The organism is Pseudomonas sp. MM227 (assembly GCF_947090715.1).
GTDB classification, from domain to species: Bacteria; Pseudomonadota; Gammaproteobacteria; order Pseudomonadales; family Pseudomonadaceae; genus Aquipseudomonas; species Aquipseudomonas baltica.
This window is the reverse complement of sequence record NZ_OX352319.1, coordinates 2,844,503-2,860,000: the sequence shown is the minus strand read 5'-3', so window position 1 is coordinate 2,860,000 and position 15,498 is coordinate 2,844,503. Positions and strand designations below refer to the sequence as shown.

At 59.7% G+C, this 15,498-nt stretch carries 14 protein-coding genes and 2 rRNA genes (1 of these 16 running past the window's edge); 13 read left to right on the top strand and 3 right to left on the bottom strand.

The genetic code is table 11. The features are described 5' to 3' along the window. A 23S ribosomal RNA gene (locus ONG87_RS12865) occupies positions 1–1,915 on the top strand; it begins 979 nt to the left of the window's first position. 149 nt (positions 1,916–2,064) lie between these two features. After that, positions 2,065–2,180: ribosomal RNA gene (gene rrf, locus ONG87_RS12860) — 5S ribosomal RNA — on the top strand. 114 nt (positions 2,181–2,294) lie between these two features. Here rrf and queD read toward each other — a convergent pair. Continuing rightward, entirely contained in the window at positions 2,295–2,651 is a 357-nt protein-coding gene (gene queD / locus ONG87_RS12855; protein ID WP_192103241.1) for a 6-carboxytetrahydropterin synthase QueD, read from the bottom strand. 234 nt (positions 2,652–2,885) lie between these two features. Between queD and ONG87_RS12850 the strand changes: the two genes are divergently transcribed. The 6 genes from ONG87_RS12850 to mrdA all read left to right on the top strand — a co-directional run bounded on the left by ONG87_RS12850 (position 2,886) and on the right by mrdA (position 8,651). Then, positions 2,886–3,194 carry a PepSY domain-containing protein gene (locus ONG87_RS12850; RefSeq protein WP_122477270.1) on the top strand — a complete coding sequence of 103 codons (309 nt, stop codon included), beginning with the start codon at positions 2,886–2,888 and terminating at the stop codon, positions 3,192–3,194. Beyond that, complete coding sequence (locus tag ONG87_RS12845) at positions 3,194–3,505, top strand: PepSY domain-containing protein (protein ID WP_192055623.1); 312 nt, start codon at positions 3,194–3,196, stop codon at positions 3,503–3,505. The genes ONG87_RS12850 and ONG87_RS12845 overlap by 1 nt, the downstream gene beginning before the upstream one ends. Further along, a complete protein-coding gene (locus tag ONG87_RS12840; RefSeq protein WP_122477273.1) occupies positions 3,505–4,173 on the top strand; it encodes a response regulator transcription factor in 669 nt (222 codons plus the stop codon). The genes ONG87_RS12845 and ONG87_RS12840 overlap by 1 nt, the downstream gene beginning before the upstream one ends. Further along, complete coding sequence (locus ONG87_RS12835; RefSeq protein ID WP_122477274.1) at positions 4,170–5,486, top strand: ATP-binding protein; 1,317 nt, start codon at positions 4,170–4,172, stop codon at positions 5,484–5,486. Before ONG87_RS12840 ends, ONG87_RS12835 begins: the two co-directional genes overlap by 4 nt. Before the next feature lie 99 nt (positions 5,487–5,585). Beyond that, positions 5,586–6,659 carry an AI-2E family transporter gene (locus ONG87_RS12830; RefSeq protein WP_122477276.1) on the top strand — a complete coding sequence of 358 codons (1,074 nt, stop codon included), beginning with the start codon at positions 5,586–5,588 and terminating at the stop codon, positions 6,657–6,659. A gap of 99 nt (positions 6,660–6,758) precedes the next feature. Next, positions 6,759–8,651, top strand: a complete 1,893-nt coding sequence (gene mrdA / locus ONG87_RS12825) for a penicillin-binding protein 2 (RefSeq protein ID WP_122477278.1) — start codon at positions 6,759–6,761, stop codon at positions 8,649–8,651. Between the two features lie 5 nt (positions 8,652–8,656). On the opposite strand, the gene ONG87_RS12820 is transcribed toward mrdA, so the two are convergent. Further along, entirely contained in the window at positions 8,657–9,424 is a 768-nt protein-coding gene (locus ONG87_RS12820; protein ID WP_264381394.1) for an SDR family oxidoreductase, read from the bottom strand. 25 nt (positions 9,425–9,449) lie between these two features. Continuing rightward, the gene (locus tag ONG87_RS12815; RefSeq protein ID WP_264381393.1) at positions 9,450–11,114 is read right to left on the bottom strand and encodes an electron transfer flavoprotein-ubiquinone oxidoreductase; all 1,665 of its coding nucleotides are present in this window, start codon (positions 11,112–11,114) and stop codon (positions 9,450–9,452) included. A gap of 573 nt (positions 11,115–11,687) precedes the next feature. On the opposite strand from ONG87_RS12815, the gene ONG87_RS12810 reads away from it, so the two are divergent. The 5 genes from ONG87_RS12810 (at position 11,688) to ONG87_RS12790 (ending at position 15,496) form a co-directional block, all read left to right on the top strand. After that, positions 11,688–12,437 carry an electron transfer flavoprotein subunit beta/FixA family protein gene (locus ONG87_RS12810; RefSeq protein ID WP_264381392.1) on the top strand — a complete coding sequence of 250 codons (750 nt, stop codon included), beginning with the start codon at positions 11,688–11,690 and terminating at the stop codon, positions 12,435–12,437. Then, positions 12,437–13,381: an electron transfer flavoprotein subunit alpha/FixB family protein gene (locus ONG87_RS12805; protein WP_122477284.1), complete on the top strand. Its 945-nt coding sequence runs from the start codon at positions 12,437–12,439 to the stop codon at positions 13,379–13,381. The genes ONG87_RS12810 and ONG87_RS12805 overlap by 1 nt, the downstream gene beginning before the upstream one ends. A gap of 109 nt (positions 13,382–13,490) precedes the next feature. Next, complete coding sequence (locus tag ONG87_RS12800) at positions 13,491–14,318, top strand: ABC transporter substrate-binding protein (RefSeq protein WP_192103244.1); 828 nt, start codon at positions 13,491–13,493, stop codon at positions 14,316–14,318. Between the two features lie 24 nt (positions 14,319–14,342). Continuing rightward, entirely contained in the window at positions 14,343–14,681 is a 339-nt protein-coding gene (locus ONG87_RS12795; protein ID WP_192137476.1) for a DUF4398 domain-containing protein, read from the top strand. 14 nt (positions 14,682–14,695) lie between these two features. Next, a complete protein-coding gene (locus ONG87_RS12790; RefSeq protein WP_122477288.1) occupies positions 14,696–15,496 on the top strand; it encodes an OmpA family protein in 801 nt (266 codons plus the stop codon). Positions 15,497–15,498: the final 2 nt, after the last annotated feature.

The window sequence follows — 15,498 nt, the reverse complement described above, 5'->3', positions numbered from 1 at the left end:
GACCGTCAGCTAAGGTCCCAAAATCCTGGTTAAGTGGGAAACGATGTGGGAAGGCTTAGACAGCTAGGAGGTTGGCTTAGAAGCAGCCACCCTTTAAAGAAAGCGTAATAGCTCACTAGTCGAGTCGGCCTGCGCGGAAGATGTAACGGGGCTCAAACCAGGTACCGAAGCTACGGGTATCACCTTAGGGTGATGCGGTAGAGGAGCGTTCTGTAAGCCTGTGAAGGTGAGTTGAGAAGCTTGCTGGAGGTATCAGAAGTGCGAATGCTGACATGAGTAACGACAATGGGTGTGAAAAACACCCACGCCGAAAGACCAAGGTTTCCTGCGCAACGTTAATCGACGCAGGGTTAGTCGGTCCCTAAGGCGAGGCTGAAAAGCGTAGTCGATGGAAAACAGGTTAATATTCCTGTACTTCTGGTTATTGCGATGGAGGGACGGAGAAGGCTAGGCCAGCTTGGCGTTGGTTGTCCAAGTTTAAGGTGGTAGGCTGAGATCTTAGGTAAATCCGGGATCTTAAGGCCGAGAGCTGATGACGAGTTGTCTTTCAGACGACGAAGTGGTTGATGCCATGCTTCCAAGAAAAGCTTCTAAGCTTCAGGTAACCAGGAACCGTACCCCAAACCGACACAGGTGGTTGGGTAGAGAATACCAAGGCGCTTGAGAGAACTCGGGTGAAGGAACTAGGCAAAATGGCACCGTAACTTCGGGAGAAGGTGCGCCGGTGAGGGTGAAGGACTTGCTCCGTAAGCTCATGCCGGTCGAAGATACCAGGCCGCTGCGACTGTTTATTAAAAACACAGCACTCTGCAAACACGAAAGTGGACGTATAGGGTGTGACGCCTGCCCGGTGCCGGAAGGTTAATTGATGGGGTTAGCGCAAGCGAAGCTCTTGATCGAAGCCCCGGTAAACGGCGGCCGTAACTATAACGGTCCTAAGGTAGCGAAATTCCTTGTCGGGTAAGTTCCGACCTGCACGAATGGCGTAACGATGGCGGCGCTGTCTCCACCCGAGACTCAGTGAAATTGAAATCGCTGTGAAGATGCAGTGTATCCGCGGCTAGACGGAAAGACCCCGTGAACCTTTACTATAGCTTTGCACTGGACTTTGAATTTGCTTGTGTAGGATAGGTGGGAGGCTTTGAAGCGTGGACGCCAGTCTGCGTGGAGCCAACCTTGAAATACCACCCTGGCAACTTTGAGGTTCTAACTCAGGTCCGTTATCCGGATCGAGGACAGTGTATGGTGGGTAGTTTGACTGGGGCGGTCTCCTCCTAAAGAGTAACGGAGGAGTACGAAGGTGCGCTCAGACCGGTCGGAAATCGGTCGTAGAGTATAAAGGCAAAAGCGCGCTTGACTGCGAGACAGACACGTCGAGCAGGTACGAAAGTAGGTCTTAGTGATCCGGTGGTTCTGTATGGAAGGGCCATCGCTCAACGGATAAAAGGTACTCCGGGGATAACAGGCTGATACCGCCCAAGAGTTCATATCGACGGCGGTGTTTGGCACCTCGATGTCGGCTCATCACATCCTGGGGCTGAAGCCGGTCCCAAGGGTATGGCTGTTCGCCATTTAAAGTGGTACGCGAGCTGGGTTTAGAACGTCGTGAGACAGTTCGGTCCCTATCTGCCGTGGACGTTTGAGATTTGAGAGGGGCTGCTCCTAGTACGAGAGGACCGGAGTGGACGAACCTCTGGTGTTCCGGTTGTCACGCCAGTGGCATTGCCGGGTAGCTATGTTCGGGAAAGATAACCGCTGAAAGCATCTAAGCGGGAAACTTGCCTCAAGATGAGATCTCACTGGAACCTTGAGTTCCCTGAAGGGCCGTCGAAGACTACGACGTTGATAGGTGGGGTGTGTAAGCGCTGTGAGGCGTTGAGCTAACCCATACTAATTGCCCGTGAGGCTTGACCATATAACACCCAAGCAATTTGCGTCGAACGACCAGATTGCGGTGACTGTGGAGATGACACCAACCGAAAGTTCGCAGCAAGACAACCCACAAACATCACATACCCGATTCGCTGGAGTGCCTCCCAAAAGGGCATCCCGGCTACAGAATTTCTTGACGACCATAGAGCATTGGAACCACCTGATCCCATCCCGAACTCAGCAGTGAAACGATGCATCGCCGATGGTAGTGTGGGGTTTCCCCATGTGAGAGTAGGTCATCGTCAAGATTCAATTCCGAAACCCCTATCTGCACAAGCAGGTAGGGGTTTTGTCTATGCGCTCGAAAGAACTTGCAAGCCAAAAAAAACCACCCGGTCGGGTGGTTTTTTTTATCGTGCATATCAGTCGCCGGTGTACTCGCAGCCACTGGTGCAGGTTTCGTGGATGCGGATCTTGGAAAGCTCGGGTAACAGCGGCTTGAGCTGGTGCCAGATCCATTTCGCCAGGACCTCGCTGGTTGGATTTTCGAGGCCAGGGATGTCGTTGAGATAGTTATGATCAAGGCGCTCGTAAAGCGGCTTGAATATCGACTTGATCTCGGAGAAGTCACGGATCCAGCCGGTATGAGGATCAACGTCGCCTTTCAAATAGACGGCGACCTTGAAGGAATGGCCATGCAAGCGACCGCATTTATGCCCCTCGGGTACATGAGGAAGCCGATGGGCAGACTCGAAAGTGAATTCCTTGAAAATTTCCACGTTTGTTCCAATGTGTTGATGGGGCAGTGCCGCAGTTTATCAGGTGTCCAAGCTGCACGGTAAGTGGGCTTGGGCAGGTGGGGCCGGCATCCATCCAGCAGGATTACGCACGGGCAATACAGCGCTGACATCATCGACAAGCTAGCGTTGTGCCATTAAGTTTGAGTTAAGTCACCTTCGGTATTGTGTCTTTCGTAAACCCCATATACCTCACACATACCGAAGGTGAACCAAATGAAAACTCTGACTGCTCTGCTGCTCGCTTCTTCCCTGAGTTTCGTGGCCATCAGTGCCCAGGCCAAAGATCTCGGACCTGACGAGGCGCTTCGCCTGCGTGATGCTGGTACCATCCAGTCCTTCGAAAAGCTCAATGCCGCAGCATTGGCCAAGCATCCAGGCGGTACCATCCACGAGACCGAGCTGGAAGAGGAATACGGCAAATACATCTATCAAGTCGAGCTGCGCGATAATAAAGGCGTCGAGTGGGATGTGGAACTTGATGCAACCACCGGCCAAGTGCTCAAAGACCATCAGGATACCTAATGAACATATCGCCAGCGGGTCGCGCAATGATGGTCGGGCTGCTGGCGTGCTGCTCATTGGCGGTGGCTCGCGATCTGGACCAGGATGAAGCGCTGCGACTCAGACAGGAAGGTGTAATCCTTCCTCTTGAACAATTGCTCGGTCAGGCCATGGCGCGTTACCCGGGTGCACGGCTGCTGGAAGCCGAGCTTGAAGAGAAGCAACAGAAGCTGGTGTATGAGGTCGAGTTGCTGACCACGGCAGGTGTCGTTCGCGAGATAAAGCTGGATGCGGCCACAGGCGATTTGCTCAAAGACGAGGAAGATGACTGATGCGCTTGCTGTTGGTGGAAGACAATGTCCCCCTGGCCGATGAGCTGAGCGCCAGCCTCAGTCGCCAGGGATACGCTGTGGATTGGCTGGCGGACGGTCGAGATGCGGTGTATCAGGGACAGACCGAACCGTATGATCTGATCATCCTTGATCTTGGACTGCCCGGCCTGCCTGGGCTGGAGGTGCTGGCCCAATGGCGAGCGGCAAACCTCTCTACCCCCGTACTGATTCTGACCGCGAGGGGCTCATGGGCGGAGCGGATCGAAGGTTTGAAAGCGGGGGCCGACGATTACCTGACCAAGCCCTTCCACCCTGAGGAGCTGCAGTTGCGTGCCCAGGCACTGGTGCGCCGCGCCCGTGGCTTGTCCAACATGCCGCGCCTGGAAGCGTCCGGTCTGCACCTGGATGAGGGTCGCCAGTGCGTGCAGCAGGCCGGGGTCGATATTCAGCTGACGGCTGCCGAGTTTCGCCTGCTGCGCTACTTCATGCTGCATCCGGAGCAGATTCTTTCCAAAGGCCATCTGGCCGAGCACTTGTATGACGGCGAGACTGAGCGCGATTCCAATGTGCTGGAAGTTCACGTCAACCATCTGCGGCGCAAACTGGGTCGCAGTGTGATCGAAACCCGCCGAGGGCAGGGCTACCGCTTCGCTGGAGTCGTGCAGTGAGATCGATCCAGGCGCGATTGAGCGTCGGGTTGATCAGTGTTCTGGTGATCGTGGGCCTGGTCCTCGCTCAATTGAGCCTGTGGTTGTTCGAGATGGGCCTGCAGCGCTATCTCGAAGCCGGTTTACGCAACGAAAGCGAGAACCTTCTGGTAGCGATGCAGCGTGGGCCGCAAGGTCTGCAGTTGGATCAGCACCGTATTTCTCCCGCCTACGAACGGCCGTTCTCGGGGCACTACTTCCGCATAGACTTTCCCGATGGGCATTGGCGCTCGCGTTCGCTATGGGATCTCGAGCTGCCCGTACCGGATCAGTCAGGGCTGTATTCGGGTTTGAAGCTGGGCCCGGAGGGTCAGTTGCTGCTGGTGTTGCGTGCCGATTACCGGCGACTCGGGCAGCCACTGTCGATCATCGTCGCCCAGGACTACACGCCGGTACGCACCAGTTTTCAGCGGGTACGCCAGATTGGCCTGGGCATGGGCCTCGCTGCGTTGATTGCGGTACTCGTGCTGCAGCGCATCACGGTCACGCGTTCGCTCAAGCCGCTTGAGCGCACGCGCGAACAGATCGCGCAATTGCAGCTCGGTCAGCGCTCGCAGTTGGACAGTGCAGTACCGGTGGAACTCGAGCCGCTGGTAGCGCAGATCAACCACCTGTTGTTGCACACCGAGGACAGCCTCAAGCGCTCGCGCAACGCGCTGGGCAATCTGGGGCACGCGCTGAAGACGCCGATGGCCGTGCTGCTGAGCCTGGCCAGCAGTGAACGGCTGCGGGACCAGCCGGAAGTCAGCCGCCTGCTGCGTGAGCAGTTGGAGCACATCCAGCTGCGGCTCAGCCGTGAACTCAACCGCGCGCGTCTGGCCGGCGACGCGCTGCCGGGTGTTCAGTTCGATTGCGCTGGCGAGATTCCAGGTCTGTTTGCCACGCTGGAAATGATCCATGGCGGTCATTTGAGCCTGAGTTACGAGGTGGCTGCGGATGTTCGCTTGCCGTGGGATCGGGAGGACGTGCTGGAACTGCTCGGCAACCTGCTCGACAACGCTTGCAAGTGGGCTGACGCGCAGGTCTGCCTGACGATCGTCGAGCACGAGCATGGGTATAGCGTCTGGGTGGACGATGACGGTCCGGGTATCCCTGAGGATGCGCGCCAGGCGGTGTTGGATCGCGGTTCTCGGCTTGATGAGCAGGTCGACGGTCATGGCCTGGGTCTGGGGATCGTACGGGACATCGTCGAAAGCTGGTCTGCTCGCCTGAGCCTGTCGGAAAGCCCCTTGGGTGGGTTGCGCGTCACTATCGAAATGGATAAACGCGTCTGACGCGGATTTATCTTGGCGATGACTAAACTCGCGCGCAGCTGGGAGGACTAAGTCACAGAGCCGAATGACGGCTCTGTAGCTTATCGACATGGATCGAACATGAACGAAACCAACCTGCAAAACAAAACACTGTTGTTACTGTTGATCCTGGTCACCATCGCTTTCATCTGGATTCTTCTGCCTTACTACGGCGCGGTCTTCTGGGCAGTGATTCTGGGTATCGTATTTGCACCGTTGCAGCGACTGGTCATGAGGAAGTTGAATCGGCGTCGCAACGTCAGTTCGTTGATAACCCTCACCATCACATTGATCATCGCCATCCTGCCGGTGATCATCATCAGTGCCTTGCTGGTTCAGGAAGGTGCAGTGCTGTACAAGAACATCGAGAACGGCCAGCTCGACGTGGCGGGTTATATCGATCAGTTCAAGCAACTGCTTCCGGCTTCCGGGCAACAGCTGCTTGATCGCATGGGCATGGGCAACCTGGAGGGTCTGCGCGACAAGGTCGCCAAAGGTGCGATGCAGGGCAGCCAGTATTTCGCGACGCAGGCCTTCAGCTTCGGCCAGGGTACGCTGGATTTCGTGATCAGCTTCGGCATCATGTTGTACCTGCTGTTCTTCTTCCTGCGTGATGGCCCGGAACTGTCCCGCAAGATCCGCACGGCTATCCCGTTGGCCGAGCAGCAGAAGCGCCGTTTGCAGCTCAAGTTCAACCGTGTGGTTCGCGCCACGGTGAAAGGCAATCTGCTGGTTGCGGTCACCCAGGGTGCCCTCGGCGGGATGATCTTCTGGTTCCTCGACATTCCCAGCGCATTGCTGTGGGCGGTGCTCATGGCGTTTCTGTCGCTGTTGCCTGCCGTCGGGGCCGGTATCGTCTGGGCGCCGGTGGCCGCCTACTTCCTGTTGAGCGGCTACATCTGGCAGGGGGTCACGCTGACGCTGTTCGGCATTCTGGTCATCGGCATGGTCGACAACGTGCTGCGCCCATTGCTGGTGGGCAAGGACACCAAGATGCCGGACTATCTGATCCTGGTCTCGACGCTGGGCGGCCTGGCAGTCTTCGGGCTCAACGGTTTCGTGATCGGTCCGTTGATTGCAGCGCTGTTCATGTCCAGCTGGGGCATCTTCGTCAGTACCAAGCGCCAGGTGCGTCTGCCCCAGGACCGCACCTGACATCTGCACTGTCCGACTCCCTTGGTCAGCCCGAGGGAGTCGGCGCTTGAGAGCAGGGGCCTGCTTGGTTACCATCGGCGCTTTTTCAGAGCAGTCCGCATGCCCCAGCCCATTCCTCTCAAAGATCATGGCAAGGAACAAGGTCTGGTCAACCGTCGGTTGATCGCTTGCGCCTTGCTGGTGCTGGCCTTGAGCATTGCCCTGGTCGGGCGTCTGTACTTCCTGCAGGTCATCGAGTTCACCTACAACTCCACAGTGTCCGAGAACAACCGGGTGCATGTGCTGCCCATCCCGCCCGAACGCGGTGTGATCTACGATCGCAATGGCGTGGTCTTGGCCGACAATCGACCTAGCTTCAACCTGACTCTCACACGCGAGCGCGCGGGCAATACTGCGCAGGTGCTCGATGAAGTGGCCAAGGTGCTGGAACTAGGCGATGAAGCGCGCAAACAGTTCGACAAGGATTTGAAGCGTGTGCGCCATCCGTTCGAACCGGTCACCTTGATGTACGAGTTGAGCGAGAACCAGATTGCGCGGGTTGCGGTGAATCAATTCCTGCTGCCGGGCGTCGATGTGGAACCTCAGTTCGTGCGTGAATACCCGCGCAAGGAGCACTTTGCTCATTCTGTGGGGTACGTGGGGCGGATCAACGAGAAAGAGTCCAAGACGCTGGATCAGACGCAGTACCGCGGCACCCAGTCGGTCGGCAAGACCGGTGTGGAACGCTTCTACGAGACCCAGCTGCATGGCCAGGTGGGTTACGAGGAAGTCGAGACCAATGCCCAGGGGCGCGTCATGCGGGTGCTCAACCACCATGACCCGGTGCCGGGCAAGAACATCGTGCTCAGCCTCGACGTGCATCTGCAGGAAGCCGCCGAGAAGGCGTTGGGCGACCGCCGCGGGGCGGTGGTGTGCATCGACCCGGAAACCGGCGATGTGCTGGCCATGGTCAGCAAGCCGAGCTTCGACCCCAATCTGTTCGTGACCGGTATCAGCTTCAAGGAGTACGCGGCGTTGCGCGATTCCATCGACCGGCCGTTGTTCAATCGAGTGCTCAGGGGTTTGTACGCGCCCGGCTCGACGATCAAGCCGGAAGTTGCCATCGCCGGCCTCGATAGCGGTGCGGTCACGCCGCAGACACGTGTGTTCGATCCTGGCTACTACGAGCTGCCCAACTACGACCACAAGTACCGCAACTGGAACCGCAGTGGTGATGGCTGGGTGGACATGGACGCGGCCATCATGCGTTCCAACGACACCTATTTCTACGACCTGGCACACAAACTGGGTGTGGACCGGATGCATGACTACATGACCCGCTTCGGCCTGGGCCAGAAGGTCTCGCTGGACATGTTCGAGGAAGCGCCGGGGCTGATGCCGTCCCAGCAATGGAAGCGTGCCACGCGGCGTCAGGCGTGGTTTCCTGGCGAGACCTTGATCCTCGGCATTGGCCAGGGCTACATGCAGGTCACGCCGCTGCAGTTGGCCCAGGCCACCACGCTGATCGCCAGCAAGGGCGTGTGGCGTCGACCGCACCTGGCCGAGACGGTGGGCGGCCAGGTACCGGTGGACGACAACCCGATCCCCAATATCGTGCTGCGCGACAACCGCGAGTGGGATCAGGTCAACCACGGCATGCAGCTGGTCATGCACGATCCGCGCGGGATTGCCCGTCAGGCGGCGGCTGGGGCGCAGTATCGCATCGCCGGCAAGTCGGGTACGGCGCAAGTGGTTGCGATCAAGCAGGGCGAACGCTACAACCGGCTGAAAACGCTCGAGCGCAACCGCGACAACGCCTTGTTCGTGGGATTCGCGCCGGCCGACCGGCCAAAGATCGTGGTGGCAGTGATGATCGAGAACGGTGAAGCAGGCGGGCGTGTGGCCGGTCCCGTCGTGCGCGAGATCATGGATGCCTGGCTACTGGACAGCGAAGGTCACCTGAAGCCCAAGTACGCGGCGCCGGCCAAGGCGCCCGCGGACCCCAAGGTCTGACCGCCTCAGCAGAGGAAACCACCGTCCACGTTCAGCGCTGTGCCCGTGGTGTAGCTGGCAGCCGGGCTGGCCAGGTACAGCACGGCTCCGGCCATTTCGTCGGGCTGGGCGACACGTTTGAGCGGAATCTGCGCCAGCGCCGTCTTGAGGATGGCCTGGTTCTCGACCAGGGCTGACGCGAAACGGGTGTCGGTCAGCCCCGGCAGCAGGGCATTGCAGCGGATGTCGAAGCCGGCGCACTCCTTGGCGAAGGCCTTGGTCATGTTGACCACCGCAGCCTTGGTCATGGAGTAGACGCCCTGGAAGATACCGGGCGACACGCCATTGATGGACGCCACGTTGATGATGCTGCCACCGCCGTGTTCGCGCATCAATTTGCCGGCCTCCACCGACATGAAGAAATAGCCGCAGATATTGACGTCCACGGTTTTCTGGAAGGCGCCCAGATCGACGTCCAGCACACTGCCGAACTGGGGGTTGGTGGCGGCGTTGTTGACCAGAATGTCCAGGCGTCCGAACGTTGTCCGGAGAGCGGCGAACAGCGCCAGAATCTGCTCCGGTTCGCCGATGTGGCAGGCCATCGCAGTGGCTCGATCGCCGCCGGCGTTGATGCTGTCGGCGACGCGCTGACAGCCTTCCAGTTTGCGACTGACGACGATGACATGGGCGCCCTGCTGTGCAAGCAAGCGGGCAATCGCCTCGCCGATCCCGCGGCTGGCGCCGGAGACCAGCGCTATCTTGCCGTCCAGGTCGAACATCGTGGTCTTGGGCATATCCGCTCCTGCCGTGGCTGAAGGATCACATGTTCGGGTAGGTAGGTCCGCCCGAGCCCTCGGGTGCCACCCAGACGATATTCTGCGAGGGGTCCTTGATGTCGCACGTCTTGCAGTGGACGCAGTTCTGGGCGTTGATCTGGAAGCGCTTGGCGCCGTCCTCCTGGGTGATCACCTCATACACGCCGGCCGGGCAGTAGCGTTGCGCGGGCTCATCGTACAGTGGCAGGTTCTTGCCGATGGGAATGCTCGGGTCCTTTAGCTTGAGGTGGCACGGCTGTTCTTCTTCGTGGTTGGTACCGGAGATGAACACCGAGCTGAGCTTGTCAAAGCTCAGTTTGCCATCAGGCCTGGGGTAGTCGATGCGCTTGCTGTCCGCTGCCAGCTTCATGCAGGCGTAGTCAGGCTTGTTGTCGTGCAGGGTGAAGGGGATCTTGCCCTTGAACAGGTTCTGATCGACGAAGTTGAAGGCGCCACCGACGATGGCTCCCCACTTGTGGATGGCGGCGCCGAAATTGCGGCTGGCGAACAGCTCTTCATACAGCCAGCTGGCCTTGAAACCGGACACGTAGCCGTCGAGCACATCACCGCCCTCGGAGCCCTGGAACAGCGCATCGGCCACCGCCTCGGCGGCGAGCATGCCGGATTTCATGGCGGTGTGGCTGCCCTTGATCTTGGAGAAGTTCATGGTGCCCAGGTCACAGCCGATCAGGGCGCCGCCGGCGAAGACCATCTTGGGCAACGAGTTGAAGCCGCCCTTGCAGATGGCGCGGGCGCCGTAGCTGACGCGCTTGCCGCCTTCCAGATACTGCTTGAGGACCGGATGGTGCTTGAGGCGCTGGAACTCGTCGAAAGGCGACAGGAAGGGGTTGGCGTAGGACAGGTCGACGATGAGGCCCACCACCACCTGGTTGTTTTCCAGATGATAGAGGAACGAGCCGCCGGTGTTCTCGGTGCCCATGACTTCCAGCGGCCAGCCGGCGGTGTGGACGACCAGGCCAGGCTGATGCTTGGCGGGGTCGATGTCCCAGATTTCCTTCAGGCCAATCCCGTAATGCTGTGCGTCGGCTTCGCTGTCGAGTTTGAACCGCTCGATCAGTTGCTTGCCGATGTGGCCGCGGCAGCCTTCGGCGAACAGGGTGTATTTGCCACGCAGTTCCATGCCGGGAGTGTACAGGCCGTCCTTGGGCTTGCCTTCGCGATCGACGCCCAGGTCACCGGTGATGATGCCGCGGACCACGCCGCTCTCGTCGATCAATGCTTCCTGCGCAGCGAACCCGGGATAGATCTCGACGCCCAGGTTTTCCGCCTGCTGAGCCAGCCAGCGGCACAGATTGCCCAGGGAGATAATGTAATTGCCTTCGTTGTGCATGGTTTGGGGCACGAAGGCATTGGGGATCTTGGAACCGCTCTCGGCGTTCTTCAGGATGAAGATATCGTCGCGCGTCACCGGCGTGTTCAGCGGTGCACCCAGGGCTTTCCAGTCCGGGAACAATTCGCTGAGAGCCCGTGGTTCGAAGACTGCACCGGAAAGGATGTGAGCACCGACCTCGGAGCCTTTCTCAACCACGCAGACGCTGATTTCCTGCCCGGCGTCGGCGGCTTTCTGCTTCAGTCGGCACGCAGCGGACAGGCCGGCAGGGCCTGCGCCGACGACGACGACGTCGAATTCCATGTATTCGCGTTCCACGGGGTCTCTCCTACTGAGGGCTCATCAGGCCTTTCTAATGGGTGAAGCTGCCGGAACGGTCATCCGGTGTGTAGCGGTCAAGCGCGACATTGCGGTGCGGTGATCCGTGCGGGCAGTACTGCATCTCGGCAGCTGCAGGCAAGGATGTGCGTGTGGGCAGTATATCTACACCACTCGGCAGGTCCAATACAAACGTTTGTTTGAATCCGCTGCAGCCCAGTAAAATCAAGGTGGCCAGGGGGCGTGACCGGTGAGTTCCGCGTATTGACCGGTCAGGGCACAGCGGTCAAGATACGGCCAGCTTCATGTTCGGTGCCGGTCCGGCGCGCAGTACCGGTTGCATCGAATCTCGACTCCGATCCAGGTCGCTCGCATGCGCCGGACGCACACACGGTCGAGTTTACACGTCATACTTGTTGAAGGCTGCCCCGTTTTGCTGGTCAAGGTCTTGAAAAATCAGGTTTTTGCCAGCACTACGCAATGCTGCAAACGTTTCAATGGTGCCCTTGCGCCCACGTCATCGTCCGGTCTGCCTGGGCGACATTCTTTTCACCGGAGAGTAACGAGGAATCCATGAAGGTTCTTGTAGCTGTCAAACGAGTGGTCGACTATAACGTCAAGGTTCGCGTCAAGGCGGACAACTCTGGCGTCGACCTTGCCAACGTCAAGATGTCGATGAACCCTTTCTGCGAAATCGCTGTTGAAGAAGCCGTGCGCCTGAAAGAGAAGGGCATCGCCAGCGAGATCGTCGTGGTCACCGTCGGTCCGGCCACCGCGCAGGAGCAATTGCGCACCGCGCTGGCCCTGGGCGCCGACCGGGCAATACTGATCGAGCATGCCGAGGAACTGAACGCACTGGCAGTAGCCAAGCTGCTCAAGGCCGTTGTAGACAAGGAACAGCCACAGTTGGTGATCCTGGGCAAACAGGCGATCGACAGCGACAACAACCAGACTGGCCAGATGCTGGCAGCGCTGAGCGGCTACGCGCAGGGCACCTTCGCCTCCAAGGTCGAAGTGGTTGGCGACAAGCTCAATGTCACGCGTGAAGTCGATGACGGGCTGCAGACCGTTGGCCTGACCCTGCCGGCTATCGTCACCACCGACCTGCGTCTGAACGAGCCGCGCTACGCCTCCCTGCCCAACATCATGAAGGCGAAGAAGAAGCCCCTCGAGTCTTTCACGCCCGATGCACTTGGCGTATCCGTGACCTCCACCAACAAGACGCTCAAGGTCGAGGCTCCGGCGACTCGCAGTGCCGGGATCAAGGTCAAGTCGGTTGCCGAACTGGTCGAAAAACTGAAAAACGAAGCGAAGGTAATCTAATGACTATCCTGGTTATCGCCGATTATGTAACCGAAGGTCAGGTGAACACGGGTGTGGCACCTTCGACCCTGAACACCGTGGCCGCTGCGCAGAAGATCGGCGGCGAGATTCACGTACTGGTCGCCGGCGTGCAGGTCGCCAGTGTTGCCGAAGCCGCCGCCAAGATCGCCGGCGTGAGCAAGGTGCTGGTGGCGGACAACGCTGCTTATGCCCATCAGTTGCCTGAAAACGTCGCGCCGCTGATTGTCGAGCTGGCCTCCGGTTACAGCCATGTGCTGTCTGCCGCAACCGCCAACGGCAAGAACATTCTTCCACGGGTGGCCGCCCAGCTGGACGTCGACCAGATTTCCGAGATCATTTCGGTCGAGTCGCCGGACACCTTCAAGCGTCCGATCTATGCGGGCAACGCCATTGCCACCGTGCAATCGAGTGCGGCGATCAAGGTCATCACCGTGCGTGCCACCGGTTTTGACGCCGTGGCCGCCGAAGGTGGTTCGGCTGGCGTGGAAGCGGTAGGCGCGGCCCACGATACTGGCAAGTCGAGCTTCGTTGGCGAAGAGCTGGCCAAGTCCGATCGCCCCGAGCTCACCGCTGCCAAGATCGTCGTATCCGGCGGTCGTGGCATGCAGAACGGTGACAACTTCAAACACCTGTACACCTTGGCCGACAAGCTGGGCGCTGCGGTAGGTGCGTCGCGTGCAGCCGTCGACGCCGGTTTCGTGCCCAACGACATGCAGGTCGGGCAGACCGGCAAGATCGTCGCGCCGCAGCTGTACATCGCCGTGGGCATTTCCGGAGCCATCCAGCATCTGGCGGGCATGAAGGATTCCAAGGTGATCGTGGCAATCAACAAGGACGAGGAAGCACCGATCTTCCAGGTCGCTGATTACGGCCTGGTCGCGGACTTGTTCGAAGCGGTCCCCGAGCTCGAGAAGCTGGTCTGACTTAGCGGTTTCGACCGCGGTTGATTCAAGCCTGGTCGCGGTCTGTTGCCCATGGGCAGCAGACCGCGACCAGGCTTTTTGCATGTGACAAGGTCGCACGAGGTTGAGCATGACTGGAAAAGGCGGTCTACGCCGTTTGGCGCTGTGCGTGGCTGCCGCGCTGCTGCCACTGGCGGCGCAGGGTGCAGGCAAATGTGAGCGGCTGATAGCCAGCGGCAGTCCCGACGCGCCGCCGTATCTGTGGCGGGACCCACAGGATCCCGAGCGTCTGATCGGGGTCAACGCCGAGCTGCTGCAGCAGGTGGCGGCGCAGATCGGCGTCAAGCTCGACATCCTCTACGCAGGCAAGCGTTCGCAGGCGCTGGAAGAAGTGCGCACGGGGCGAATGGACCTGCTGGTGGATGCGCCATTGGCCGTGAACGAGCTTGAGTCCCTGGATTACGTGCACCCTGCACTGGTTCCGAACGATTACCTGGTGTGGACACTGCGTTCGGCACCGCTGCAGTATCGCAGCCTCGCCGACCTGCACGGTCACGCCGGGGCGATATCGGCCAAGGCGCGACCCACGCAGGCATTCGTGACCCTGGCCGCCGAACACCTGAAACTCGCCACCGTCGAGAATCTGCAGCAGGCTTTCGACCGGCTGGTGCATGGCCAGGTTGAGTATGTGATCGCCGGACGCTATTCCGGGGCAGCAATGGCTCAGGCACAGGGTGTGGGCGACAAGTTGCAGAGCAGCGAGCTGCCGGTCGACCGACCGGGGTTGTACCTGGCGCTGTCTCACGACTCCGCCTGCAACGATCCCTGGCTGCGCGGACAGCTGGCGAAAAAAATGACAGAATTGACCGCTTCAGGTATCCCGGCCGAGGTGTTCTCGCGCAATGTCGAGCGCTGGAGAGCCCAGCAATCGCCCCCGCCTGCAGCCCCTCAACAGTAGGAATTTTTCGTGAACGTTCAAGCTATGACCGCAGGCTCGCTGCTCTTGCTGCTCGCTGGCTGTGCCAGTGATCCGGCGCCCACGCAGCAATTGCGTCTGGCCGACCAAACCGTCGAACAGGCGCGCGCAGTCGGTGCGACAGAAGAAAACCCGGCCATGCAGCTGGCGGTTGGCAAGCTCGCCCAGGCTCGCGCGCAAATGGCCGATGGCAACTACAAGGGCGCCCGGCTCAACGCCGAACAGGCCGAATTGGATGCGCGCCTGGCCGAGGATCAGTTGTTGACCGCCAAGGGGCAGGATCAGCTCAAGGCCCTGGACGCCCGTATTCAACGCCTGCGTAAACAATTGAGGGACATGCAGTGAAACAGTTGACGGCAATGCGCACGGGGCTGCTGCTGGCCGCCGGCTTGATGACAGTGGGTTGCTCCGGCCAGCGCGCCAACAGCGAGGCGGTGCAGCGTGCCGAGACTGCTTTCCAGGCCGTGCGCGATGATTCCAGCGTGCTGCGCAGCGCGCCCAAGGATGTCATCCGTGCAGGCGAGTCGCTGGCCCGTGCCGAGCGACTTGCCAGCTATTGGGGCACCGGCAGCGACGCCCAGCATTATGCATACTTGAGCCTGCGCTATAGCGAGATCGCTCGCGAGCGAAGCGAGCAGCTGCTTAACCAGCAGCGTCTGACCAAGGCGCAGATGGACTTGCAGCGCCTGCAATTGGCCTTGCGCGACTCCAAGCTGGAAAGCGTGCAGCAGCAGGGTAAATGGCTCGAAGAGCAGATTCTGGCGCTGGCCAACGTCGAGGCGGACCGCGGCCTGGTCATGACCCTGGGCGACGTATTGTTCGATACCGGCGAGGCCCAGCTCAAGCCCCAGGCCAATCGCACGATCCTCAAGCTCGTGCAGTTCCTGCAGCTCAACCCCAAGCGCGTGGTGCGTATCGAAGGCTATACCGATAACACCGGAGAGAAAGCGTTCAACCTGCAGCTCTCGGCCGACCGTGCGCAGTCGGTGGCCGACACCCTGGTCGACCTGGGTATCGACGAGTCGCGCATTCAAGTGCAGGGCTATGGCGATGCCTACCCGGTGGACGCGAATGCCTCGGAGCGGGGCAGGGCGCAGAATCGGCGGGTCGAGATCGTCTTTTCCAATTCCAAGGGCGAGTTGGCGCTGCCCCGCGGTTGAAC

Bases quoted from the DNA above. Each gene is read 5' to 3' on its own strand.
- ONG87_RS12850 (WP_122477270.1), top strand. From the start codon at position 2,886: ATGAAAACTCTGACTGCTCTGCTGCTCGCTTCTTCCCTGAGTTTCGTG.
- ONG87_RS12845 (WP_192055623.1), top strand. From the start codon at position 3,194: ATGAACATATCGCCAGCGGGTCGCGCAATGATGGTCGGGCTGCTGGCG.
- ONG87_RS12840 (WP_122477273.1), top strand. From the start codon at position 3,505: ATGCGCTTGCTGTTGGTGGAAGACAATGTCCCCCTGGCCGATGAGCTG.
- ONG87_RS12830 (WP_122477276.1), top strand. From the start codon at position 5,586: ATGAACGAAACCAACCTGCAAAACAAAACACTGTTGTTACTGTTGATC.
- mrdA (WP_122477278.1), top strand. From the start codon at position 6,759: ATGCCCCAGCCCATTCCTCTCAAAGATCATGGCAAGGAACAAGGTCTG.
- ONG87_RS12820 (WP_264381394.1), bottom strand. From the start codon at position 9,424: ATGCCCAAGACCACGATGTTCGACCTGGACGGCAAGATAGCGCTGGTC.
- ONG87_RS12810 (WP_264381392.1), top strand. From the start codon at position 11,688: ATGAAGGTTCTTGTAGCTGTCAAACGAGTGGTCGACTATAACGTCAAG.
- ONG87_RS12805 (WP_122477284.1), top strand. From the start codon at position 12,437: ATGACTATCCTGGTTATCGCCGATTATGTAACCGAAGGTCAGGTGAAC.
- ONG87_RS12800 (WP_192103244.1), top strand. From the start codon at position 13,491: ATGACTGGAAAAGGCGGTCTACGCCGTTTGGCGCTGTGCGTGGCTGCC.
- ONG87_RS12795 (WP_192137476.1), top strand. From the start codon at position 14,343: ATGACCGCAGGCTCGCTGCTCTTGCTGCTCGCTGGCTGTGCCAGTGAT.
- ONG87_RS12790 (WP_122477288.1), top strand. From the start codon at position 14,696: ATGCGCACGGGGCTGCTGCTGGCCGCCGGCTTGATGACAGTGGGTTGC.